The 24,401-nt window shown below is 35.0% G+C and carries 15 protein-coding genes; all 15 read left to right on the top strand.

All coding sequences use genetic code 11. From position 1 onward, the window contains the following. The first annotated feature begins 17 nt into the window (after positions 1-17). The 15 genes from DR871_RS02290 to DR871_RS02220 all read left to right on the top strand — a co-directional run bounded on the left by DR871_RS02290 (position 18) and on the right by DR871_RS02220 (position 24,327). Positions 18-1,373, top strand: coding sequence for a vanadium-dependent haloperoxidase (locus tag DR871_RS02290; RefSeq protein WP_113665475.1), 1,356 nt, complete (start codon positions 18-20; stop codon positions 1,371-1,373). Beyond that, positions 1,373-2,290 (top strand): GyrI-like domain-containing protein, encoded by a 918-nt coding sequence (locus DR871_RS02285; RefSeq protein ID WP_113665026.1) that lies wholly within the window; start codon positions 1,373-1,375, stop codon positions 2,288-2,290. The genes DR871_RS02290 and DR871_RS02285 overlap by 1 nt, the downstream gene beginning before the upstream one ends. Before the next feature lie 134 nt (positions 2,291-2,424). Next, the gene (locus DR871_RS02280; RefSeq protein WP_113665027.1) at positions 2,425-3,729 is read left to right on the top strand and encodes an MFS transporter; all 1,305 of its coding nucleotides are present in this window, start codon (positions 2,425-2,427) and stop codon (positions 3,727-3,729) included. Between the two features lie 16 nt (positions 3,730-3,745). Then, positions 3,746-4,672: a carbohydrate kinase family protein gene (locus tag DR871_RS02275; RefSeq protein WP_113665476.1), complete on the top strand. Its 927-nt coding sequence runs from the start codon at positions 3,746-3,748 to the stop codon at positions 4,670-4,672. 6 nt (positions 4,673-4,678) lie between these two features. Next, on the top strand, positions 4,679-6,415 hold the full coding sequence (locus DR871_RS02270; RefSeq protein WP_113665028.1) for an alpha-amylase family glycosyl hydrolase: 1,737 nt from the start codon (positions 4,679-4,681) through the stop codon (positions 6,413-6,415). A 95-nt stretch (positions 6,416-6,510) separates the two neighbouring features. After that, positions 6,511-7,725, top strand: coding sequence for an MFS transporter (locus DR871_RS02265; RefSeq protein ID WP_113665029.1), 1,215 nt, complete (start codon positions 6,511-6,513; stop codon positions 7,723-7,725). Further along, a complete protein-coding gene (locus tag DR871_RS02260; protein WP_113665030.1) occupies positions 7,722-9,587 on the top strand; it encodes a trehalase family glycosidase in 1,866 nt (621 codons plus the stop codon). The genes DR871_RS02265 and DR871_RS02260 overlap by 4 nt, the downstream gene beginning before the upstream one ends. A gap of 72 nt (positions 9,588-9,659) precedes the next feature. Then, on the top strand, positions 9,660-10,085 hold the full coding sequence (locus DR871_RS02255) for a CBS domain-containing protein (RefSeq protein ID WP_113665031.1): 426 nt from the start codon (positions 9,660-9,662) through the stop codon (positions 10,083-10,085). 156 nt (positions 10,086-10,241) lie between these two features. After that, positions 10,242-12,530 carry an NADP-dependent malic enzyme gene (locus DR871_RS02250; RefSeq protein WP_113665032.1) on the top strand — a complete coding sequence of 763 codons (2,289 nt, stop codon included), beginning with the start codon at positions 10,242-10,244 and terminating at the stop codon, positions 12,528-12,530. Positions 12,531-12,619: 89 nt separating this feature from the next. Next, entirely contained in the window at positions 12,620-13,201 is a 582-nt protein-coding gene (gene ruvA, locus DR871_RS02245; protein WP_113634012.1) for a Holliday junction branch migration protein RuvA, read from the top strand. 25 nt (positions 13,202-13,226) lie between these two features. Further along, positions 13,227-20,372 carry a T9SS outer membrane translocon Sov/SprA gene (sov, locus tag DR871_RS02240; RefSeq protein ID WP_113665033.1) on the top strand — a complete coding sequence of 2,382 codons (7,146 nt, stop codon included), beginning with the start codon at positions 13,227-13,229 and terminating at the stop codon, positions 20,370-20,372. A gap of 94 nt (positions 20,373-20,466) precedes the next feature. Continuing rightward, on the top strand, positions 20,467-20,847 hold the full coding sequence (gene gcvH, locus DR871_RS02235) for a glycine cleavage system protein GcvH (RefSeq protein WP_113634010.1): 381 nt from the start codon (positions 20,467-20,469) through the stop codon (positions 20,845-20,847). Continuing rightward, complete coding sequence (locus DR871_RS02230) at positions 20,840-21,217, top strand: VanZ family protein (protein WP_113665034.1); 378 nt, start codon at positions 20,840-20,842, stop codon at positions 21,215-21,217. The genes gcvH and DR871_RS02230 overlap by 8 nt, the downstream gene beginning before the upstream one ends. A 223-nt stretch (positions 21,218-21,440) precedes the next feature. Then, positions 21,441-22,184 carry a deoxyribose-phosphate aldolase gene (deoC, locus tag DR871_RS02225; protein ID WP_113665035.1) on the top strand — a complete coding sequence of 248 codons (744 nt, stop codon included), beginning with the start codon at positions 21,441-21,443 and terminating at the stop codon, positions 22,182-22,184. Beyond that, the gene (locus tag DR871_RS02220; RefSeq protein ID WP_394345621.1) at positions 22,174-24,327 is read left to right on the top strand and encodes a gliding motility protein RemB; all 2,154 of its coding nucleotides are present in this window, start codon (positions 22,174-22,176) and stop codon (positions 24,325-24,327) included. Before deoC ends, DR871_RS02220 begins: the two co-directional genes overlap by 11 nt. Positions 24,328-24,401 lie beyond the last annotated feature (74 nt).

Here is a 24,401-nt window from a genome sequence, read left to right as displayed (position 1 = left end):
TAAGTAAATCCAATAACATGAATTCTAAAATTTTTCTTTTAGGACTTGCGATGCTTTTTTTAACTTCATGTAAAAAAGAGACTCCAATTAAAGTGACGACGGATGACTTCTGTGCTGCAGTTGATACTGTAACAGGAATTATGGTTCATGATATATTTTCGCCTCCAGTTGCCAGTAGAATTTATGTTTATCCTAATGTTGCCGCTTATGAGATTATGGCTCAAAACAACACTAAATATGAAAGTTTACAAGGGCAGTTAAAAGGATTAGATTCTATTCCTAAACTAGATCCGAAAAGTGGAGTGAATAAAAATTTAGCAGCACTTATTGCCCATATTGAAGTGAGTAAACAATTGATTTTTTCGGAGGAAGCTTTGGAAAAATACAGAGATAGTTTATATGAAAAGTGGGGTGCTGAAAATCAAAAAGAATTTGATGTGTCTAAAGAATACGCTTTAAAAGTGGTAGACAGAATCAAAATGTGGATGGGAAAAGATAATTATAAACAAACTCGAACTTCTTCTAAATTTTCCGTTTATTCAGATCAACCAGGAAGATGGCAGCCAACTCCGCCATCTTATATGGATGGTGTGGAACCGCATTGGGGAGAAATAAGGACTTTAGTAATGGATTCGGCATCTCAATTTAAACCCAAAGCACCTTATCCTTTTTCTACTGATAAAAACTCGGCTTTTTACAAAGAGGCCAAAGAAACATATGATGTAGGAAATTTGATTTCTGAAAAATTAATAGAAGTAGAGAAAAATCCAGGCAAACCAATTCCTGAAGAATCGGCTATTGCTTCCTTTTGGGATTGTAATCCCTATGCTACAGTCATACAAGGACACATGATGTTTGCAAAGAAAAAAAATACACCTGATGCGCATTGGATTAATATTACTAAAATTGCTTTAAAAAAATCAAAATCAGATTTTGAAACTACTGTTTTTGCTTACACTATAACATCAATTGGAATTTTTGACTGCTTCATTAGTTGCTGGGACGAAAAGTATAGAAGTAATGTTGTACGTCCTGAAACGTATATTAATCAAAACATAGATGAGAACTGGAGACCACAATTACAAACACCTCCTTTTCCGGAATATGTAAGCGGACATTCAGTGGTGTCTTCGTGTTCGGCAATTATTCTAACCTCTATTTTTGGAGATAATTTTAGTTATATCGATGATTCAGAAGTTCCTTTTGGGTTGCCTAAAAGAACTTTTAAATCATTTAAACAAGCTGCCGCGGAAGCATCAATTAGCAGGCTTTACGGAGGAATTCACTACAGAGCAGCTATTGAGAATGGTGTTGTGCAGGGTAATACTATTGGAGATTATATTGTTAATAAATTAAAGATGATTAAAGAATAATGACAGTCAGAAAGAAAATCATAATAACTTGTAGTGCTTTTTTATCCTTATTTTTAATTTGGTATTTGCTCGTAAAGAAGACTGATTATTGCATTTCGTTCAAAGTAAGTGCGGCTACCGGGACCGTTTTTCAAGGAATTCAAGAGTGGTCTGTCATTCAGTTGGAAAAAGAAAAAGAAAATTATACTGTTTTAGAAAAGAGAAATTTTGATTTCATTAGACAAAAAATGAAAAAAGGTGATGCTCAAATGGAATACATCTGGGATATTACATATATAAATGATTCAGTTACAAAAGTGAATGTTGGTATAAAAGATTTAAATCATAGTATATACAACAAGTTAACGGTTCCATTTTTTAGTACCCTTTTCAAAGAGTCTCAAATAAAAAAAATAACTGATTTTAAGAAAGGATTGGGTGAGCATTTAAAAAATTTTAAAGTAAGAATTGAAGGTGAAGGTGTTTCAGAAGAAACATTCGTTGCCTATATTAATCTGAAAAGTGTTTTACAGGAAAAGGGCCAAACTATGATTGCAAACGATGCTATTATTACTGGTTTTTTGTTTGAAAATAAGATAAAAATAATAGGTCGTCCTTACTTAGAAATTATGAATTGGGATCTTGATAAAGAAACAATTGATTTTAATTATTGTTTTCCAGTTGAAAAGCCAGCAAAGAATGTTATAAATAATGCTGTAAAATTTAAAACTCTACCTGCTATCAAAGGATTGAAAGCTACTTATTACGGCAATTTCAGGACTTCAGATAGGGCTTGGTTTGCCTTGATGGATTATGCAAAAAAGCACAATCTTAAATTGGAAAATAAAGTTCAGGAACATTTCTTGTCCAATCCTTTTAATGGAGGAAATGAATTAGAATGGGAAACTAAAATAATTATTCCTTTTACTTCAAAATAGATTAGTTTTTTTAGGTGATTTTAAATTATCGAAAACGTTTTCGGGACTTCCGAAAACGTTTTTGTTTTTATTCTGTTTTTAATTGGCAATATTAAAATTAAATTTAGAAAAAATTAACAAATTAACCACGTAGAATGAATTTAAAAGTAAAATTGAGCTTTTGGCAGATAATCAATATGAATGTTGGTTTTTTTGGAATACAGTACAGCTTTGGTTTACAACAAAGTGCCGTAAATCCTATTTATGATTTTTTACATGCAAGTCCAGATCAAATTCCGATACTGAATCTTGCGGGACCTTTAACCGGCTTATTGATTCAACCTATTATTGGTGCGATGAGTGATAAAACTTGGCATCCACGATGGGGAAGGCGTAAACCCTACTTTTTTATTGGAGCTATAATTTGTAGTATTGCTTTATTTTTATTTCCATTTAGCAGTTCCTTGTGGATGGCAGCAGGTTTGCTTTGGATTTTAGATATTGGAAATAATACTGCAATGGAGCCGTATCGCGCTTTTATTGCGGATACATTGGACGAAGAGCAGCAGCCAACAGGTTTTCAGGCGCAGAGTTTCTTTACTGGTTTCGGGCAGTTTCTCGCTTATATTTCCCTTTTTCTGTTTCCAATTGTTTTTGTTGGTTATACTGGGTCGTTACCCACATGGATTTACGCTTCCTTCTTTTTAGGTGCAATCCTTTCGATCTCTTCTATATGGTGGAGTATGAGCAAAACGAAAGAAATCCCGCCAACAGCAGAAGAAATTGCCATTTTAAAAGCAGAACCCTTAAAGATTTTTTCGCCCTTTATTGATATTTACCAGGCCGTTTTAGAAATGCCTACAGTGATGTGGCAACTGTTTCTAGTGTATCTTTTTCAGTGGTATGCCATGATGTGCTATTGGCAAAACAATTCAAAAAGTATTGCCTTATCCGTGTGGAATGTAACTCCAAAGAACGTGATGGGTTATGAAAAAGCGGTAGAGTGGAATGGATTAATTGGTGCTTTTGGATTTATAGTTACATTTTCAATTGCTTTTTATTTGGCAAAATTAGCCAAGAAATATGGCGCTAAAATGATTCATTTTGTATGTCTGCTGTTTGGAGCATTTTCTTTTTTATGGTTTCCAATAGTGCAAAATCAATATGTATTTTTTGCGGTGATCATTGGTTACGGAATTGCTTGGGCAAGCATGATGGGAATACCGTATTTGATGGTTGTTGCTGTTGTTCCAAAAGAGCGTTATGGAGTTTACATGGGAATTATTAATATGATGATTGTTATTCCGATGATTATTCAAAATCTCTCATTTGGTTATATTTTAAAAAACTTCTTAGATAACGATCCTCGTCAAGCAATTACTTTTGCCGGAGTATTATTAGTGCTTGCTGCGCTCTGTACCTTATTAATCAAGATCAAAAAAACTAACGTAAGTGAATAATACAATAAATAATAAGATGGAAACTATAGACATTCTTTGTGTGGGTGAAGTATTGGTTGATTTTATCGGGCATCAAGAGGGTGTGCTGATTAATGAAACTAGAGATTATCATAGGTATTTAGGAGGTTCGCCTACTAATGTTGCTATGAATTCCACTCGATTAGGTTTGAATACGATTATGGTTGCTACAGTTGGGAATGATGGTTTTGGTTCTTATATCACGGAACGTTTAACAAGCGTTGGAGTAAATACAGAACATCTTAACGTTCTAGACGACAAGTCGACTAGCGTAATTTTTGTTTCAAGATCTGAGGGTACGCCTGATTTTATACCTTATCGTTCGGCAGATTGTTGCATTTATGAAGAGCAAATCTCAGCGGAAATACTATCTAATACAAAGATATTCCATACCACTTGCTTCGCATTGAGTAAGAATCCGGCGCAAAAAACAATCCTGAAGAAGGCTCAAGAGGCGCACGATTTAGGTTGTAAGCTAAGTATTGATCTTAACTATGCAAGAAAGCTGTGGAAAAGCCAAAAAAAGGCTTTCAAAGTTATCAAAACCTATTGCCAGTTCAATCCACTAATAAAAATTAGTGAGGATGATATGTTGCGTCTTTTTGAGAAAGAACTTCCACATGAAGAGATATTCGAATTTTTTCACCAGCAAGGAGTGGATTTGGTTTGCTTAACCTTAGGAAGCAATGGCGTGAAACTATCTCAAAAGGGTAAAGAAATAATACAAATGCCAGCGATAGAAATTGAAAAGGTGATGGATTCCACGGGAGCGGGCGATGCTTTTTGGTCTGGATTTTTATTTGCTTACATAAAAGAAAAATCAATTCATGAATGTTTGGACATTGCTTTAAAGTTAGCCGCTTTAAAACTTCAAAATGTAGGTCGACTTCCAGATAATATCAATATCCTTTCTAAACTTCTTTAAAATACAATGATACAAGACAATAAAAATATCAGCAATGGTGTAATGCTTAATGTTTATCCAGATAGCATTGGAGAAAAATTTAGGGATTCAATAGCCATGCTTAAAATGGAAGAATTTAAAGATGTGTTTTCTCTAATATACGTTTTGCCCACCTTTTTTAACAGTGATTTAGATAGAGGTTTTTCTATTATTGATTATGATATAAACAAGGAGTTAGTAGATGAAAAAGATTTAAAGGACTTGAATGAACTCCAAATAAAACTGAAATTTGATATTGTATTAAATCATCTCTCTGTTGCTTCTCCTCAGTTTAAAGACATGCTGCAACATGGGGATAAATCTAAATTCAAAGATTTTTTTATCAATTGGAATGAATTCTGGGAAGGAAACGGGACGAAAAACGAAGATGGAATTATTATACCAAAACCAGAATTTCTCAATAAATTATTCATGAGAAAGTCAGGTTTACCCATATTAAAAGTACGTTTCCCGGATGGGACTGAACAACCCTATTGGAATACCTTTTATCAGCAAATAACCTACAATCCAATTGGCGTGGCTGATTTGCAGTCTATTGCAGGGTTGACTGAGGCACAAAGACAATCTGTTGTTACCCTTGTGAACGCAGCTATAAATAACAATCAAGATTTTGCTACGCTAAATTTTGATGATTGTGCTCTGTTTAAATCAGAAATTTTACAAATTGTAGAACAAAAAAGATCTTATTTAGGACAAATGGACGTCAATGCCGCTTCGCCATTAGTATGGGAATTTTACGAGGAGACTCTGAAAAAATTAAGTGGATATGGTTGTACGATACTTAGATTAGATGCTTTTGCCTATCTGCATAAACAAGTGGGTGAATCTAATTTTTTTAATATACCAGGAACTTGGGAATATTTAGAGCGTATTAAGAAAATAGCACAACAAAATAATTTGATGCTTTTGCCAGAAATTCATGCAGAATATGGTTTGCATTTGCATGATGAGGTCGCCAATGAAGGGTATTATATCTATGATTTTTTCTTGCCAGGCTTAACCATTCACACTATCGAAAGTCAAACTAGCAGCGCTTTAATTCGATGGGCTAAGGAAATTATAGCCAAAGGATATAAAACGGTCAATATGCTGGGTTGCCATGATGGAATACCAGTTTTAGACTTGAAAGGCAAGGAGGTAAATGGCGTTTATAATAAAGGATTGTTAGAAGATGCTGAGATTGAAAGTATCATGAATACTATTATGGAAAGAGGTGGTCGTGTCAAAAATCTATATGACCCATCCGGAAACAAAATTTCTTATTATCAAATAAATGCCACGTTTTTTAGTGCATTGGGTGAAGATGAACAAAAGTTACTGCTTGCGAGAGTCATCCAAATGTTTATGCCAGGAATACCGCAGATTTGGTATCTGGATATTTTTGCAGGCAAAAATAATTATGAAGCGGCGGATAATGGCGGTAGTGCCGGACATAAAGAAATTAATCGTACTGCATTGTCAATGAATGATATTGAAGAAGGTCTAAAAACAGAAATTGTCAAGAAGCAGCTCGAAATCATTCGCTTAAGAAATACTTCGGATGCATTTTCTGGGGAAGTAGAAATAAATGATTTTGCGGATGACATCTTAGATATCAAATGGACTAATGGTACAAGCATTGCGCACCTAATAGCAAACCTTAATAACAAAGGTTTTACAATTAAACTTACTGAGAATGAAATAACAACTACTAAGAGTTATTGATTCTTCAATAGCCAAAACAACATGTAAAAAGTTATAGTAATACGGATAATTACCTGAAAGCGCTGAAATCTAATAATTATTCAAATAAGTAAAAAATGAAAAAAAGTACGGTTAAAATTGCCATGTATCTCAATTACTTTGTATTTGCGATTCTGCTGAATAGCGTAGGAATTGTGATATTAAAGGCGCAAAAAAATTATGGTGTAGATGAATTGCAAGCTAGCGTCTTAGAGGCTTTCAAGGATTTACCCATCGCTATAGTTTCTTTTTTAATCGCTTCATTTTTACCCAGAATAGGATACAAGAAAGCCATGCTTATTGGTTTAGGCCTAGTTTCTGTTGCTTGTATTAGTATGTATTTTGGGAATTCTTTTGGAACGGCAAAATTGCTTTTTGCTACCGTTGGTGTTTCTTTTGCATTGATAAAAGTATCAGTGTATTCGCTAATCGGAACAATAACAGAAAATCAGCAGGATCACAATAGTTTGATGAGTAGCATTGAAGGCGTATTTATGATAGGAATTGCTTTAGCGTATTTCTTGTTCCCTGCTTTTAATTCAGATGCGAATCCAGATGCTTGGCTCAATGTTTATTGGCTGTTGGCTGCGATTTCGTTAGTCTCTTTTGGTTTTTTATTTTTTACTAAATTCGAAAATCAAACGGATATTCCTGGCGTAGATTTAGTAGATGACTTTAAACAAATGTTCAAATTATTCACAAAATTGTTAACCATAGTTTTTGTAATAAGTGCGTTCTTATTTGTAATGATTGAGCAGGGAATCATGTCTTGGTTGCCAACTTTTAATAGTAAAGTATTACATCTTCCAGAGAATATTAGTATAATGATGGCGAGTATTTTGGCAATTTCATTAGCCATAGGCCGACTTTTAGCAGGTGTAATTACTAAAAGAGTCAATTGGATTTGGGTACTTAGTTTTTGTATCGTATCAGCTATGCTTATTGTGATTTTTGTACTTCCTAAAACAGTTGGTTTGGAGGTCAAAGAAATCAATTCGCTTGGTGATATTCCATTGATAGGATTTGCATTTCCATTAGTAGGACTTTTTATTGCGCCAATTTATCCCCTTTTAAATTCTGTGGTTCTAAGTGCTTTGCCAAAAAAAATGCACAGTTCCATGACTGGTTTAATTGTCGTTTTCTCTGCTCTTGGCGGAACTTTGGGTTCTAGAGTTATTGGTTATTTATTTAAAAACGAAGGTCCGGAAAATGCCTTTTATTATACTTTAATTCCAATGTCATTTTTGCTTGTTTCTTTCTTTATTTTAAAAAAACTTACCGCTAAACAATGAAATTTGTACTCAACATAGACAAAGTATTCCAGGAACTATTGCTTCAAGAGGATACCGATCAGGATAAAAAAATTACGAAAGATGATAATGGACCTAAAAAATTTGTTTTGGTCGACGAAGTTACCAAGCAAAAGGAAACTATTGTTGGGACCTATCATTTGTCCAATTTATTACAGGAATTAGCGCAGCTTAAGGGCTCAAAATCAGTATTAGGAGAAGTCGATTTGAGTCGCATTCAAGAGAATCCTGTACACCGAATTTCAAGAAAAATCAAAGATGATTATTGGGAGGAACTTACACGTACCATAGATAAAAAAGGATTGACACGAATTGTTGAAGATGAAAAAACCTCCAGTGATGTGGCTACGCTTTATGTTGCTGCCAAAGATAAACAAGGAGTTGCTTATTTTCAGGCATTAGAACAAGAATTGCCAAATTTTAAAGTTGAAATTCTGCCTGAAAACTATTCGGTGGAATACGTGGAAACTTTAAATGACAAACCGGGAATTCTGGCTTTGGCTTTGGAACAAAAAATTTACAGTCTACAAGGTGTTCCTTTTGTAGTTCCTGGCGGAAGATTTAACGAAATGTATGGTTGGGACAGTTATTTTATTGGCGTTGGGTTGCTGATTGACGGTCAAATTGGAAAAGCAATTGCGATTGCTGAAAATTTTAAATACCAAATCATTCACTACGGAAAAATTCTGAATGCGAATAGAAGTTATTATTTGACACGAACGCAACCACCTTTATATTCCTCTTTGCTAATCGAAATTGCAAAAAAGGAAATGCCAAGTTTAGAGTGGTTAAGAAGCCATCTGGAAACGGTTATTTTGGAATACAAGACGGTTTGGATGGTTCAAGGAAACCGATTGACATCAACTGGTTTAAACCGATACAAAGCGGACGGAATTGGAATGCCATTTGAAGTGGAGCCTGGACATTTTGATGATGTTTTAGAACCGTATGCTAAAAAATATAATTTACCTATTCGAGAATTTGAAAAAAAATATTTACAGCGAACTCTTGTGGATGCGGAACTGGATGAGTATTTCGTTCATGACAGAAGCATGAGAGAAAGCGGGCACGACACCACTAACAGATTGATTAATACGTGTGCCAATTTGAATTCAGTGGATGTGAACAGTTTTCTTTATAAGTATGAAAAAGACGTTGCCTATCTAATTAAAACCTATTTCGGGAACGCTTTTCAAGTTGGCGATAGCATTTATACTTCGGAGGAATGGGAACAAAAATCACTTTTTCGTAAAGATAAAATGAATGAATTGTGTTGGAACGAGGATGCAAGTATGTATTTCGATTATGATTTTGTGAACCATAAGCAGTTTCCGTTTGAAGCTGCAACAACATTTTTTCCTTTGTGGGCTGGGCTGTGTGATGAACATCAGGCCAAAAAATTAGTAGAAGTTGCCTTGCCGCAATTTGTAAAAACTGGTGGTGTAACCGGAAGTACAAAGGCGAGTATCGCAAATGCTCCAAAAGAAGCGCCGCAACGACAATGGGATTATCCATTTGGTTGGGCACCGCACCAAATGTTGCTTTGGGAAGGATTAATCAACTACAATTATTTAGATAAAGCACAAGAAATGGTGTACCGATGGTTGTGGTTAATTACTAAAAATGCGGTAGATTATAATGGAACGATTCCGGAAAAATTTGATTTAGAAATTAGTTCTCATAAAGTTTTTGCCGAATATGGAAATGTAGGAACTGAATTTGATTACATCGCAAAGGAAGGTTTCGGCTGGGTGAATGCGTCTTATCAGTATGGATTACAAATTTTGAACGACGAATTGAAACAGAAATTAGGAGTATTAGTTTCTCCCGATGATATATTTTAGAGGTTAAAAAATGTTTTTTGTTGTTTGAATGTTTATTTTTTTTAACTTTATAATTCACTAAATGAATCAATTATGACAGTTAATCAAATTTTAAGCACTAAAGGAAAGGAAGTTTATTCCATACTTTCCACTAACACTGTATACGAAGCATTGACAGTGATGAGCGAAAAAAACATCGGAGCAATTCTTATCATTGAAGATACCGTTCTGAAAGGAGTTTTATCCGAGAGAGATTATGCTCGAAAAATTGTTTTGAAAGCAAAATCCTCAAAGAAAGCCTTTGTTCATGAAATTATGGAGACGGATGTGGTTACGGTAAGTCCATCAGATAATTTAGAATTTTGTATGGAATTAATGAGTACCAAAAGAGTTCGTCATCTTCCCGTTTTAGAAAATAATATTGTTATTGGGATTATCTCCATCAGTGATGTTGTAAAGGCTATAATCGAAATACAGAAAGATACTATTCAACATTTAAACACGTACATTACACAATAAAAATATTGGTATAAATTTTAAATAGCTGCATTTACATGCGGCTATTTTTATTGGAGAATGGCTGTAATAGTGTATTTTTCATAAAAGAATAGGATAAAAGCTGACTTTTTAAGCCAAGTCTTCTATCTTTGTCAACTAGAATAAAATCTAAAAACAATGGAAAAGAATAGCAAAAGAAGAGAAGCATTATTATACCACGCAAAGCCAACTCCTGGTAAAATTCAAGTAGTTCCCACTAAGAAATATGCAACACAAAGAGATTTGTCTTTGGCGTATTCACCTGGTGTAGCTGAGCCGTGTTTAGAAATTGCAAAAGACGTAAACAACGTTTATAAATATACCGCTAAAGGAAATTTAGTTGCTGTAATCACTAATGGAACTGCAGTTTTAGGATTGGGTGACATAGGTCCGGAAGCATCAAAACCAGTAATGGAAGGTAAAGGATTATTGTTTAAAATTTTTGCTGATATTGATGTGTTTGATATCGAAATTGGAACTAAAGATATTGAAGAATTCATCCAGACAGTTAAAAATATAGCACCAACTTTTGGTGGTATAAACTTGGAGGATATTAAAGCTCCGGAATCTTTTGAAATTGAAAGAAGATTAGTAGAAGAGTTAAATATTCCTGTGATGCACGATGATCAGCATGGAACAGCTATCATATCATCTGCAGCATTGTTGAATGCTTTAGAATTAGCGGATAAAAAAGCAGAAGATGTAAAAATGGTCGTTTCGGGAGCAGGTTCTGCTGCTTTGGCTTGTGCCGATTTATATGTTTTATTAGGAGTGAAAATTGAAAATATTTTCATGTTCAATAGCAAAGGATTATTGACAAAAGACAATCCGAAATTATCGAAATTACAGTTAAAGTATGCAAAAGATATACCTTCTATGAATTTAGAAGAAGCTTTAGTTGGGGCAGATATCTTTCTAGGATTGTCCACCGGAGGAATTATGTCTCCGCAAATGCTGCTTGGAATGGCTGATAATCCTATCGTTTTTGCGATGGCAAATCCTGATCCGGAAATAGATTACAATTTAGCCATAGCCACACGTAAAGATGTCATCATGGCAACAGGTCGTTCTGATTTTCCTAATCAGGTAAATAATGTTCTTGGATTTCCTTATATTTTTAGAGGAGCATTAGATGTTCGCGCCACGAAGATAAATGAAGCTATGAAAATGGCAGCCGTTAAAGCACTTGCTTCATTGACTAAAGAATCAGTCCCAGAACAAGTGAACGTTGCTTATGGAGCTACAAAATTAAATTTTGGTAGAGAATATATCATCCCAAAACCATTTGATCCAAGATTAATAACTATTGTTGCGCCTGCTGTTGCAAAAGCGGCAATGGATTCTGGTGTAGCATTGAATCCTATTACTGATTGGAAAAAGTACGAAGAAGAATTATTAGACCGCTTAGGGAATGATAATAAAATGGTTCGTTTGATTGCAAACAGAGCGAAAATGGATCCAAAAAGAATAGTTTTTGCTGAAGCAGATCATTTAGATGTTCTTAAAGCAGCTCAAATTGTATGGGAAGAAGGTATCGGTTTTCCAATTTTATTAGGGAACAAAGAAATTATTTTAGAGTTAAAAGAAGAAATTGGTTTTGATGCCGATGTTCAAATTATAGATCCTAAAATTGACGAGGAAGAAGCCAGAAGAAATAAGTTTGCCAATACGTATTGGTCATCAAGACAAAGACGTGGTATTTCATTTTTGGATGCACAGAAGTTAATGCGTGAAAGAAACTATTTTGCGGCAATGATGGTTAATGAAGGAGAAGCAGATGCACTGGTAACAGGGCATTCCAGAAGTTATCCTTCAGTGGTTAAACCAATGTTACAGCTTATTGACAAAGCGCCGGGAGCTTCTATTATAGCGACTACTAACATGATGATGACGGCTCGCGGGCCAATGTTTTTATCGGATACCGCAATAAATATTAATCCATCCGCTGACGATTTAGCTAAAATTGCAATCATGACGGCTAAAACGGCCAAAATGTTTGGGGTAGAACCGGTTATAGCAATGATCTCATTTTCTAATTTTGGATCTTCAACAAGTGAAAGCGCAAACAAAGTAAGAGAAGCAGTTTCTTATTTGCATAAAAATCATCCTGATATGATTATTGATGGAGAAATCCAAGCGGATTTTGCCTTGAATCCAGAAATGTTGAAAGCTAAGTTTCCTTTTTCTAAACTAGCCGGTAAAAAAGTAAACACGTTGATTTTTCCAAATCTGGAATCAGCGAATATTACCTATAAACTGTTGAAAGAATTAAACAAGGTAGATTCTATTGGACCTATCATGTTAGGAATGGGAAAACCAGTTCACATATTTCAATTAGGTGCCAGCGTTGAGGAAATGGTCAATATGGCGGCAATTGCTGTGATTGATGCTCAGGAAAAGGAAATGAAAAAAGTAAAACAAGTTTAATAGTCTGTAGACAAGAAGCATAGTTAAAATTTTAAATTTAATTTAAGCGTATGCTAATTTTGTTATATTTGGAAATATATTAAGACTTCATGATAGCACATTTACAAGGTAAACTAGTAGAAAAATCGCCAACACAAATAATTATTGATTGTGGAGGCGTTGGCTACCATGTTAATATTTCTTTACATACGTATTCTTTGCTTCCAAGTACAGATTTCATAAAAGTGTATACGCATCTTCAGATAAAGGAGGATGCGCACACACTTTTTGGTTTTATGGAAAAGTCAGAAAGAGAGATTTTCAGACTCTTATTGTCCGTTTCTGGAATAGGAGCAAGTATAGCTCGGACGATGCTTTCTTCATTAGATCCAAAACAAATTACCAATGCAATAGCATCTGCGGATGTAGTTACAATTCAGTCCATTAAAGGTATAGGAAGTAAAACAGCACAAAGAGTAATACTGGATTTGAAAGAAAAAGTATTAAAATTGTATGATTTAGACGAAGTTTCTATGTCACAAAGCAATACAAATCGAGATGAAGCGTTATCAGCTTTGGAAGTTTTAGGATTTGTACGAAAAACTTCTGAAAAAATTATAGAAAAAATTGTTAAAGAAGATCCGGATGCTTCTGTGGAAACAATTATCAAAAAAGCTTTAAAAAACCTTTAAAAGGTATTCAAGAAACACGAGTTGTATGCATAAAATTTGTATTTTTTTGCTTGTTTTATTTTGTGGTTTTGTGTCGCAGGCTCAGGTGAAACAGGAGGCTCAGGATACCGTTAAAACTGGATTTTCTATTGGAAAGCTTCAACTAAAAAACCCTCAGAGTATTCTTTCTGCTTACACGTATGATCCCGTTACGGATCGGTACGTTTATACTAATTCAGTCGATGGGTTTTCGATTAATTATCCTATTATTTTAACGCCAAAAGAATACGAAAGTCTTGTTTTGAAAGAATCCATGCGCGATTATTTCAAGCAAAAAGTAGACGCAATTGACGGTAAAAAAGAAGGAAGCGAACTCGCAAAAAGAGATTTGTTACCTAGATATTACATAATATCAGGGCTTTTTGAATCCATTTTTGGTAGTAATACAATTGATGTGAAGCCTACCGGTTCTATTGAAATGGATTTGGGAATGCGTTACACGAAACAAGATAATCCATCTTTTTCGCCAAGAAACCGATCTAATCTTTCTTTCGATTTTGATCAAAGAATCAGCATGAGTTTGATGGGGAAAGTGGGGACGCGACTTAATGTGAATGCCAATTATGATACGCAGTCTACATTTGCTTTTCAAAATTTAATCAAATTAGATTACGCTCCTACTGAGGATGATATTATTCAAAAAATAGAAGTGGGTAATGTAAGCATGCCGTTGAACAGTTCTTTGATTCGGGGTGCGCAGAGTTTATTTGGTGTGAAAACCCAACTGCAATTTGGAAAAACAACAATTACAGGAGTTTTTTCGGAACAAAAATCACAAACTAAAAGTCTAATTGCGCAAGGCGGAGGAACAATTGAGGATTTCGAAATGTTTGCTTTGGATTATGATAGTGATCGACACTTTTTCTTATCCCAATATTTTAGAAATCGTTACGATAAGTCACTCGCAAATTATCCTTTTATTGATAGTAGAGTCCAAATTTCCAGAATCGAAATCTGGGTTACAAACAAGCAAAACCGTGTAACTACAACCAATAATAATCTAAGAAATATTATTGCGATTCAGGATTTAGGAGAAGGTCAATTATCCAGTATTCCTGATAATGAAGTGGTTGTTTTAGATCCTTCAACAGGAATTTTTAATAATCCTTTCGATTCTCCTGCTGATAATACTAATAACGATTATGATCCTGCTCAAATACTTACGGGAACAGGATTGCTTAACGCTAATATTCGGGAAATAGTGACTTCAAATTCCGGTTTTAATACAACGGTAAGCGAAGGTCAGGATTATTCTAAACTGGAAAATGCCAGAAAACTGAATCCTAATGAATATACGTTCAACCCACAATTAGGATATATTTCATTGCAACAACGACTGGCAAATGATGAGGTTTTAGCAGTGGCGTACCAATATACGATTGGTGATAAAGTGTATCAAGTTGGAGAATTTGGTAACGATGGCGTAGATGCCACTGTGGTTACAGGTAACAGTCCGTCCAATCAAGCCATCATCTCACAAAGTTTGGTATTAAAAATGCTGAAAAGCAACTTAACCAATGTTAAAAATCCGGTTTGGAACCTGATGATGAAAAATATCTATCAGATTCAGGGCGGGTATCAATTGAAACAAGAAGATTTTAGATTCAATATACTTTACACGGATCCTTCGCCATTAAATTATATTACGGAGGTTCCGGGAAGCCCTTTTCCTCCAAATCCAACTCCTGAAAATAAAGTTGCTGAAACGCCTTTGTTGAAAGTTTTCAACTTAGATAAATTGAATTACAACAACGACCCTCAAACTGGCGGTGATGGTTTTTTTGATTTTATGCCAGGATTGACCATCGATGCTCAAAACGGAAGAATAATTTTTACCACCAAAGAGCCTTTTGGAGAATTGTTGTTCTCTAAATTATCTAATACAGGTTCTGCCGAAAATTATAATGTCGTTAGTTCTTATAATGAAAATCAGAAGAAATATGTGTTTCGTAATATGTACCGAAATACACAATCGGGCGCTTTGCAGGACAGTGAAAAAAATAAATTTTTATTAAGAGGGAAATATAAATCAACAGGTAGTGACGGGATTCCTATTGGCGCATTCAATGTTCCGCAAGGTTCTGTGGTTGTTACCGCAGCGGGAAGAGTTTTAGTAGAAGGGGTTGATTATAGTGTGAATTATCAGTTAGGCCGCGTTCAAATTTTGGATCCATCCCTACAAGCCTCTAATACACCAATCGAAGTGTCATTGGAAAACAACTCGGTTTTTGGTCAGCAAACCAGAAGATTCATGGGCTTAAATGTAGAGCATAAAATTTCTGATAACTTCGTAGTCGGTGGTACATTCTTGAAAATGTCTGAAAGACCATTTACCCAAAAATCTAGCTTTGGACAAGAATCCGTTAATAATACTATTTTTGGATTCAATACTAACTTCTCTACCGAAGTTCCTTTCTTTACCCGTTTGGTAAATAAATTACCAAATATTGATACTGATGTGCCTTCTAATCTTTCGGTACGAGGTGAAATTGCATTTTTGAAACCGGATACGCCAAAAGCAGATCAGTTTCAGGGAGAATCCACTATTTATGTTGATGATTTTGAGGGTTCGCAATCTACCATTGATATGCGGTCTCCGTATTCTTGGAGTTTGGCATCCACTCCGGAGCGAAACGCTACAAGTACGTATGATTTCAATGCAAATGCCAATGATTTGAGCTATGGTTTCAAAAGAGCCAAATTAGCTTGGTATTCCATAGATCCTATTTTTTATGCTCAAAAACCGGCTGGAATTTCAAATGAAGACTTGTCTTTCAATAAAACCAGAAGAATTTTTAGCGAGGAATTGTATCCTTTGACTGATATTGCACAAGGACAATCACAAGTTGTAAATACATTAGATTTAAGTTACTATCCATCGGATAGAGGACCATATAACAACAGTCCAAATGGAGCTTCAAACCCGGCCGAAAACTTTGGGGGAATTATGCGATCGCTGAATTCCACAAATTTCGAGCAAGGAAATGTGGAGTATATTCAGTTTTGGGTGTTAGATCCGTACGTTGGAAATGGTCAGGCTCCACAATCAAACACTGGAAAAATCTATTTCAATTTAGGAGAAATAGCAGAAGATGTTTTGAAAGACGGGAGGAAGCAATATGAAAATGGACTTGGGCCAGATCAAATATTGGTAAATCCCCGACCGTTATGGGGAGATGTTCCTGCTTCTCAATCGTTGATTTATGCTTTTGATACCAATGCTGAAAATAGGAGGAATCAGGATGTTGGTCTGGATGGTTTGTCCAATGACAATGAAGGGTCTGTTTATACGAATTTCGCATCGGAATTGGATCCAGCCGCAGATGACTATACTTTTTATTTGAACACAGATGGAGGGATTTTGGAACGGTATAAAAATTATAATGGTACCGATGGTAACTCAGCCGTGGATATTACAGATCCCAACAGAGGTTCGTCAACGGTTCCTGATGTAGAAGATATAAACAGAGATAATACGATGAATACCATCAATGCCTACTATGAGTACAGTATTGATGTGCAACCAGGAATGAATGTTGGACAAAATTATATTACCGATATCAGAAATACACAAGTGACTCTGCCAGATGGATCGACTACCGAAGCCAGATGGATGCAATTTAAAATTCCAGTTTCTCAACCTGAAAACACAATTGGAAACATTTCTGATTTCAGATCCATACGTTTTATGAGAATGTTCATGACGGGTTTTAATGAGGAAGTTACGATGCGTTTTGGAGCGTTGGATTTAGTGCGTGGCGAATGGAGAAGGTATACTAATACGCTTGATTTTAATGACACAAATGTTTTGGATGACAATACTAATTTAGATGTTTTGGCTGTCAACGTTCAGGAAAACAATGAAAGATGTCCGGTAAATTATATTACTCCTCCAGGTGTTCAAAGAGAGCAATTATTCAATAATAATACGGTAATCAATCAAAATGAGCAATCGTTGGCATTAAGAGTTTCCGGCGATGGATTAGAGCCGGAAGATTCCAGAGCTGTTTTTAAAAATGTGAGTATTGATATGCGTCAATTCAAGAAATTGAAAATGTTTTTGCACGCAGAATCTTTGACTGGTGAAATTGCGCTTCAAGACAATCAGATGGTTGGTTTTATTCGTTTTGGAAACGATTTTAGTCAAAATTTCTATCAAATTGAGATTCCCTTAAAAGTAACTGTTGCTTCATTTGCATCTAATGCTGATTGTGCTCCTTTGAGTGCAGAAGCGGTTTGGCCGGAAGAAAATGAAATTGATTTGTCTTTGGCATTACTGACTAAATTGAAGATTTTAGCAATGAGTGTTGACCCAACCACGCTCCCATCAGACGGAATTTATTATCCAGATTTGGATCCAAGTAAACCAGACGGCGACGGAAGCAGTTCGTTGAAGTTAGGGATAAAAGGAAATCCTAATTTTGGATTAGTGCGAACGCTTATGGTAGGTTTAAAAAACAGTGATCTTCGTAACGATTTAAAAGGAGAAGTTTGGTTTAATGAACTTCGTTTGGCAGATATGGACAACCAAGGCGGAATGGCTGCGGTGTTGAATGTAGATTCAAATTTAGCTGATTTCGCAACGATTTCAGCCTCTGGAAGAAAAAGTACTATTGGGTTTGGAGCATTGGAACAAGGTCCAAATGAAAGAAGTCGGGAAGATACCGAGCAATATAGTGTTGTGACCAATTTAAATCTTGGAAAATTACTGCCTAAAAAATGGGGTGTCAATTTGCCTTTCAATTATGCTATTGGAGAAGAAACGATAACTCCGGAATACGATCCTTTCAATCAAGATATCAAATTAAAACAGTTGCTTGATAATACTGCTGACCAAAATAAAAAAGACAATATAACCAGCAGAGCGGTTGATTATACAAAACGTAAAAGCATCAATTTTATCGGAGTGAGAAAAGAACGCCAGCCGGAACAAAAGCAACGTGTTTACGATCCGGAAAACTTTACGTTTTCTCAGTCTTTTAACGAAGTAGAACGACATGATTTTGAAATCGAGGACTACGTAGATCAGCAGGCCAATTCATCTGTTGATTATGCATACAGTTTTCAGCCCAAATCTGTAGAGCCTTTCAAGAAGACCAAATTCTTGAAAAAAAGTAATTATTGGAAGCTCTTAAGCGATTTCAATTTTAATTATTTGCCTGCTAATATTTCTTTTAATACCAATATTAATAGACAGTACAATCGTCAGCAATTTAGGCAAGTGGAAGTGGAAGGAATTGGGATTGACCCATTGTACCGTAGAAACTTTGCTTTTAATTATCAATACGGATTCAATTATAATCTGACCAAATCGTTGAAATTAAATTATACGGCTTCTTCGAGTAATATCGTGAAAAACTATTTGAATGAAGATAATGAGCCTATTGACAGTTTTACTATTTGGGATAGTTATTGGGATATTGGGGATCCAAACCAGCACATGCAACAATTAGTTGTGAATTACGAAATACCAATTAATAAAATACCATTATTCAGTTTCGTTAAAGCAAATTATTCCTACACCGGAGACTATAGCTGGCAGCGAACTTCTAATGCGTTGTCACAAATTCAAATTGACGGGCAAGATTATAATTTAGGAAATACAATCCAGAATGCGAGTTCCAATAATTTGAACGCTACATTCAATATGGAAATGTTGTACAAATATTTAGGAGTGACAAAAAACACGAACAAAGCACTTCCAAAACCTAAAGCGGCAGCGCCAAAACCGGGTGAAAAAATAGTGAATACCAATACGAGTCAAATCCCAAAAAACAATGTATTTGTTGATGGTTTGATTGGAGTTTTGACCAGCGTAAAGAATATTCAAATGAATTATACCCACAACAGCGGTACAATTTTGCCAGGTTATACGCCGGGTGTTGGATTTCTAGGATCTTCAAGGCCTTCATTAGGATTTATTTTTGGAAGTCAAGATGATGTTCGTTATGAAGCTGCCAAAAATGGTTGGTTAACCAACTATCCGGATTTTAACCAAAATTTCGCTCAAGTAACTAATAAATTATTTAAGGCTACAGCCAATGTAGATTTGTTCCCAGATTTAAAGATTGATTTGACATTAGATAGGGCTTTTTCTGAAAATTCTTCGGAACAATATGATGTAACTGATGGCATTTACAATCCGAGATCGCCATATAGCACAGGAATTTTCTCTATATCAGCAGTTTTAATAAAGACCTCGTTTTCTACCAGTAATGAAATTTCATCAGAGGCTTTTGATGATTTCAGAATGAATCGACTAACGGTAGCAAATCGTTTAGCCACAGAAAGAGGAATTGATATCAATAATCCTGTCAATATCGATGCTGAAGGATTTCCTTTAGGATATGGAAAAAATAATCAAGCTGTTTTGTTACCGGCCTTTTTAGCTGCGTATTCCGGAGGTGATGCATCAAATGTTTCGCTTGGAATTTTTAGAAGTTTTCCAATACCAAACTGGGCTATAAAATATAATGGATTGATGCGTTATGGTATTTTCAAAAAGAATTTCAAACGCTTCTCTTTGCAACATAATTATCGCGCTTCATACACTATAAATGCATTCAGATCGAATTTTGAATATGATAATGAACCAAATGGAGTTGATGCAAGCGGTAATTTTTTCAACCAGACGATTATGTCTAATATCAACTTGGTAGAGCAATTCAGCCCACTTTTAAGAATGGATTTTGAATTGAAAAGTTCTTTAAAAGTACTGACTGAAATTAAAAAAGACAGAGCTTTATCAATGAGTTTTGATAATAATTTATTGACCGAGGTAAAAGGAATTGAATATGTAGTAGGATTGGGGTACCGATTTAAAGATGTGATTTTCTCCTCAAGATTGGCGGACAATCCAACTGGAATTATAAAAAGCGACATCAATTTGAAAGGGGATTTATCCTATCGAAACAATCAGACCATTGTACGTTATTTAGATTATGACAACAATCAATTGGCAGGTGGACAAAATATTTGGTCCATAAAATTAACGGCGGATTACGCATTCAGCAAAAACCTAACTGCCATTTTTTATTACGATCATGCTTTTTCGAAAGCGGTAATTTCGACTTCTTTTCCGTTGACGAATATTCGTTCCGGATTTACGCTTCGTTATAATTTTGGAAATTAATTTTTCAAAATCTAAAGCAGATTTGAATAGAAGATTGTTACATTTGTCACAGAAAATTTCAATTATCAATTAATAATTATCAATTACAATTTAGATGAACATACCAGCAAATTTAAAGTACACAAAAGATCACGAATGGATTAGTATTGAGGGCGATATCGCAACAGTTGGAATCACTGATTTTGCTCAAAAAGAATTAGGAGATATCGTTTATGTTGAGGTAGAAACTTTAGATCAAACATTAGAAAAAGATGAGGTTTTTGGAACGGTTGAAGCGGTTAAAACGGTTTCAGATTTGTTTCTTCCGATAGCAGGAGAAATCATTGCTTTCAATGACGCTTTAGAGAATACTCCGGAAAGTGTAAATGCAGATCCTTATGGAGCTGGATGGATGATCAAGGTGAAAATAGCTAATATGGCTGAAGTTGATGGATTGCTTTCCAGCGAGTCGTACAAAGAATTAATAGGTGCTTAAACACCTCTATTTTTGGGCTGCTTTGCTGTGGACAGGAACAATTGCTTTTTTCTGTTTGGTACAATTGAATAATGTTCCATTGGGAACTGTTTCCAATTTAGATAAGTTGGTACATGCCTTTTTTCATTTTGTGCTTACATTCTTTTGTTTCTTGTTTTTAAAAAGCCGTGCAAACGATCCGAATAGTTTGAAACCTTTGATTGCTTCGTTTCTTTTTTCTGTTTTTTTTGGAATAGGAATCGAAATAGCTCAGGAATTATTTACTACAACCCGTCATGCAGAGGTGTTTGATGTTTTAGCAAATCTGTCCGGAGCAACTTTAATGGTGGCAGTGGTTATTTTATTTGGTTTAAATACAAAGCTCAGATAATTTTCAAAATAAAATGAGTCCCACTTCGGTGGGATTTTTTTGTTTATAGGTTTTCGTAAAATAAGAAATTATCTTTTCAAGAAGTTGTTTACGAATTCTATTTTAAAAATGCCTACAAATAGTAGTTTTGAGTTTATAAAAATACAAATAGAAGAATCTTATGTGCAGATAAAATGTATTTTTGTGAGTTCGAATTAGTTATCATCAAGAAATTAGTAACGCTATGAATATCAAGCAATATTTAGATTCCACCTATTTAAAAACTGCGGAGCAAGCGGGAATCAGTGAAGAAAAAAATAACCTTGTGGCTCAGGAATTTGTTCAGGAAGCTATCGAGGAGCATTTTAAACTTATAATGATTAGACCAGAAATGGTTTCTTTGGCTAAAAAGATGATTACGGAAGCGAATTCGTTAGTGCAAATAGGGACTGTAATTGATTTTCCCGAAGGAACATCTTTATTAGAAGATAAAATTCAAGAGGCGCTTCACGCGATACAAGATGGTGCGGATGATTTGGATTTTGTATGCAATTACATGGCTTTTAAAAATGGTGAAATAGATTTGGTTAAAGAGGAAATCTTAAGATGTACCCAATTAGGTCTGGCTCATAATAAAGTAGTAAAATGGATTATTGAAGTGGCTGCACTCACTGAAAAAGAAATTATCCAATTGTCAAGTTTGATAAAAAATGTAATTGTTTCTAATTTCGAGCAAGAGCTGTTTCCAAAGGTTTTTGTAAAATCTTCTACGGGATTTTATAAAACAGAAAATAATTTACCTAATGGCGCCACTATTCCTGCTATAATGATGATGCTTGAAAATGCTTCACCTCTTCCGGTAAAAGCTGCTGGTGGAGTGAGGACATACGAGGAAGCAGTTGCGATGATTGAATTAGGGGTGAAAAGAATAGGGACTTCCGGCGCAAAAATGATAGCGAATGGTCAAAATTCAAATAATGAATATTAAATTCAAAAAGAAAATAAGTATGAACAAAGGGTTGTTGGGATTACTTTTACTATTAAATTCCTTTACTATTTCTGCTCAAGATATTAAAAGTGTTACGGTACAGTCCGGCAACACAGCGGAGCGTTTTCCAGTTTTTGCGAATTGCGTAAACGTACAATCGAATGCTTTAGAGACTTGTTTTTACAATCAGGTGCAGGATTTTGTTTTTGCGAATTTTGAAATTCCGGAGAATTTGAAACTAAGTAATTTTCAAGGAAATGTAAAAGTTCTTTTTGAAGTTGATGTCAATGGTGTCTTTAAAGTAATTTATGTAGATGCCACGGAGGAAAAATTGATTGAAGAAGTGAAAAGAGTTTTTGGTAAATTTCCAAAAATTCAGCCCTCAACGTACAATGGAAAACCAACGTATGCTAAGTTTACCATGACGATTTCGATTCCCTTAAAAAGTAGGGAAGAAGCAGCTGCTACAACTTTGGCGCAAGCCGATATTGTTTCAAACAATACTAATAAGTTAACGGAACTGGATAGTATTGTTTATAAAAAATTTAATAGTCCGGAGTTTGAAAGTCATTTGAATATCCCGTTTTCACATAGCTATTATGCGCAATTTGATGCTTCGTTAAATCAAATGGGAAGTAACAACCACACCGCTTCAAAACCTTACACCTATGCGGAAGTGTCTAAATATTATGACCTTAAAGCAGTGAATGAGAAGCTGAAAAAGACTGCTTCCAGTTGGTGGGCAAGAAAGTTGTGGAATGAAAATATGGTTGAAATTCAGGGCGAGGATTACTGGTTTACACTGAATCCTATTCTTGATTTACAAGTTGGGAAAGCGTCAAAAAGTGATGTGTCGTATACTTATGTAAATACACGTGGAATCAATTTTCGTGGTGGTTTGGGTAAAACATTGAATTTTACCACTACTGTTTTTGAAAGTCAAGGACGTTTCGCAGATTATTTCAATACTTATGCGGAATCTATTAAACCGGCGGGGGGAAATCCAGCAATTATTCCGGGTATTGGTATTGCAAAAGATTTCAAAACCGATGCGTACGATTTTCCTTCGGCAGAAGCCAATTTAACTTTTGCGCCAAGTAAACATATCGATTTGCAGTTGGGTTACGGTAGAAATTTTATTGGGGATGGATACCGATCATTATTAGAAAGTGATGGTGCCAGCCCATATCCTTATTTTAAACTAAATACTAATTTTTGGAAAATAAAATACACCAATACTTACATGTGGCTCAAAGACGTTCGTCCAGATGTTACAATAGAAAGAACGTATGCAACCAAGTTTATGGCAAACCATTATTTGAGTTGGAATGTTTCGAATAAATTGAATCTTGGTTTTTTCGAATCCGTGATTTGGACTAATACAAATAATAGAGGATTCGATGTGAGCTTTGTGAATCCTATTATATTCTATCGTTCGGTTGAATTTGCATCTTCGGCGAGGAGCGGAAATGCAATATTAGGGTTGACCTACAAATACAAATGGAACAATCAAATTAACTTTTACGGACAGTTTATTCTGGACGAATTTTCTCTTGGAGACATCAAAGAAGGGGATAATAGCTGGAGAAATAAATACGGATACCAATTGGGTGCGAAGTATTACAATGCTTTTAAAATTGATAATTTGTTGCTTCAATTGGAGTACAATCACGTTCGTCCTTATGTTTATTCGCATAGTATGCCGATTACTAATTACGGACATAATAATCAAAGTATAGGGCATCAATGGGGTGGAAATTTCAAGGAATTAGTTGCTATTGCCCGATATCATAAAGGCAGGTATTTTGCTGATGCAAAAATTACTATAGGAACTCGGGGATTGGATTTTGATACTACCGCAGACAATTTTAATTACGGTGGGAATATCTATAAAGATTACGATGAAAACAGACCGTTTGATAGTGGTGTAAAAGTGGGTCAGGGAAACAAAACAGCTGTTTTTATTGCTGATTTTCAAGGAGGTTATTTAGTGAATCCGGCAACAAATCTAAAGCTCTTTGGAAGTTTTATTTACAGGAGTTTTGATCCTACAAAAAATACGGCAACTACTTTCAGTCAGAGCACAAATTGGTTGACTTTAGGGGTAAGAGCGGATATTTTTAATTGGTATTTTGATTATTAATCTTTATTTTACTGATTAATAATCTTTTTATGAATTGTTTTTTGTCAAATCCCTTTTGATAGCCTACTTTTGCA

The organism is Flavobacterium petrolei, assembly GCF_003314435.2.
In the GTDB taxonomy this organism is placed as follows: Bacteria; Bacteroidota; Bacteroidia; order Flavobacteriales; family Flavobacteriaceae; genus Flavobacterium; species Flavobacterium petrolei.
The sequence above is the reverse complement of the archived record's forward strand: the minus strand, read 5'-3'. Positions and strand labels throughout refer to the sequence as shown.

Coding starts and splice junctions, on each gene's coding strand:
- DR871_RS02260 (WP_113665030.1), top strand. CDS start 7,722: ATGAAATTTGTACTCAACATAGACAAAGTATTCCAGGAACTATTGCTT.
- DR871_RS02255 (WP_113665031.1), top strand. CDS start 9,660: ATGACAGTTAATCAAATTTTAAGCACTAAAGGAAAGGAAGTTTATTCC.
- deoC (WP_113665035.1), top strand. CDS start 21,441: ATGAATATCAAGCAATATTTAGATTCCACCTATTTAAAAACTGCGGAG.
- DR871_RS02290 (WP_113665475.1), top strand. CDS start 18: ATGAATTCTAAAATTTTTCTTTTAGGACTTGCGATGCTTTTTTTAACT.
- gcvH (WP_113634010.1), top strand. CDS start 20,467: ATGAACATACCAGCAAATTTAAAGTACACAAAAGATCACGAATGGATT.
- DR871_RS02270 (WP_113665028.1), top strand. CDS start 4,679: ATGATACAAGACAATAAAAATATCAGCAATGGTGTAATGCTTAATGTT.
- DR871_RS02265 (WP_113665029.1), top strand. CDS start 6,511: ATGAAAAAAAGTACGGTTAAAATTGCCATGTATCTCAATTACTTTGTA.
- DR871_RS02280 (WP_113665027.1), top strand. CDS start 2,425: ATGAATTTAAAAGTAAAATTGAGCTTTTGGCAGATAATCAATATGAAT.
- ruvA (WP_113634012.1), top strand. CDS start 12,620: ATGATAGCACATTTACAAGGTAAACTAGTAGAAAAATCGCCAACACAA.
- DR871_RS02275 (WP_113665476.1), top strand. CDS start 3,746: ATGGAAACTATAGACATTCTTTGTGTGGGTGAAGTATTGGTTGATTTT.
- DR871_RS02285 (WP_113665026.1), top strand. CDS start 1,373: ATGACAGTCAGAAAGAAAATCATAATAACTTGTAGTGCTTTTTTATCC.
- DR871_RS02220 (WP_394345621.1), top strand. CDS start 22,174: ATGAATATTAAATTCAAAAAGAAAATAAGTATGAACAAAGGGTTGTTG.
- sov (WP_113665033.1), top strand. CDS start 13,227: ATGCATAAAATTTGTATTTTTTTGCTTGTTTTATTTTGTGGTTTTGTG.
- DR871_RS02250 (WP_113665032.1), top strand. CDS start 10,242: ATGGAAAAGAATAGCAAAAGAAGAGAAGCATTATTATACCACGCAAAG.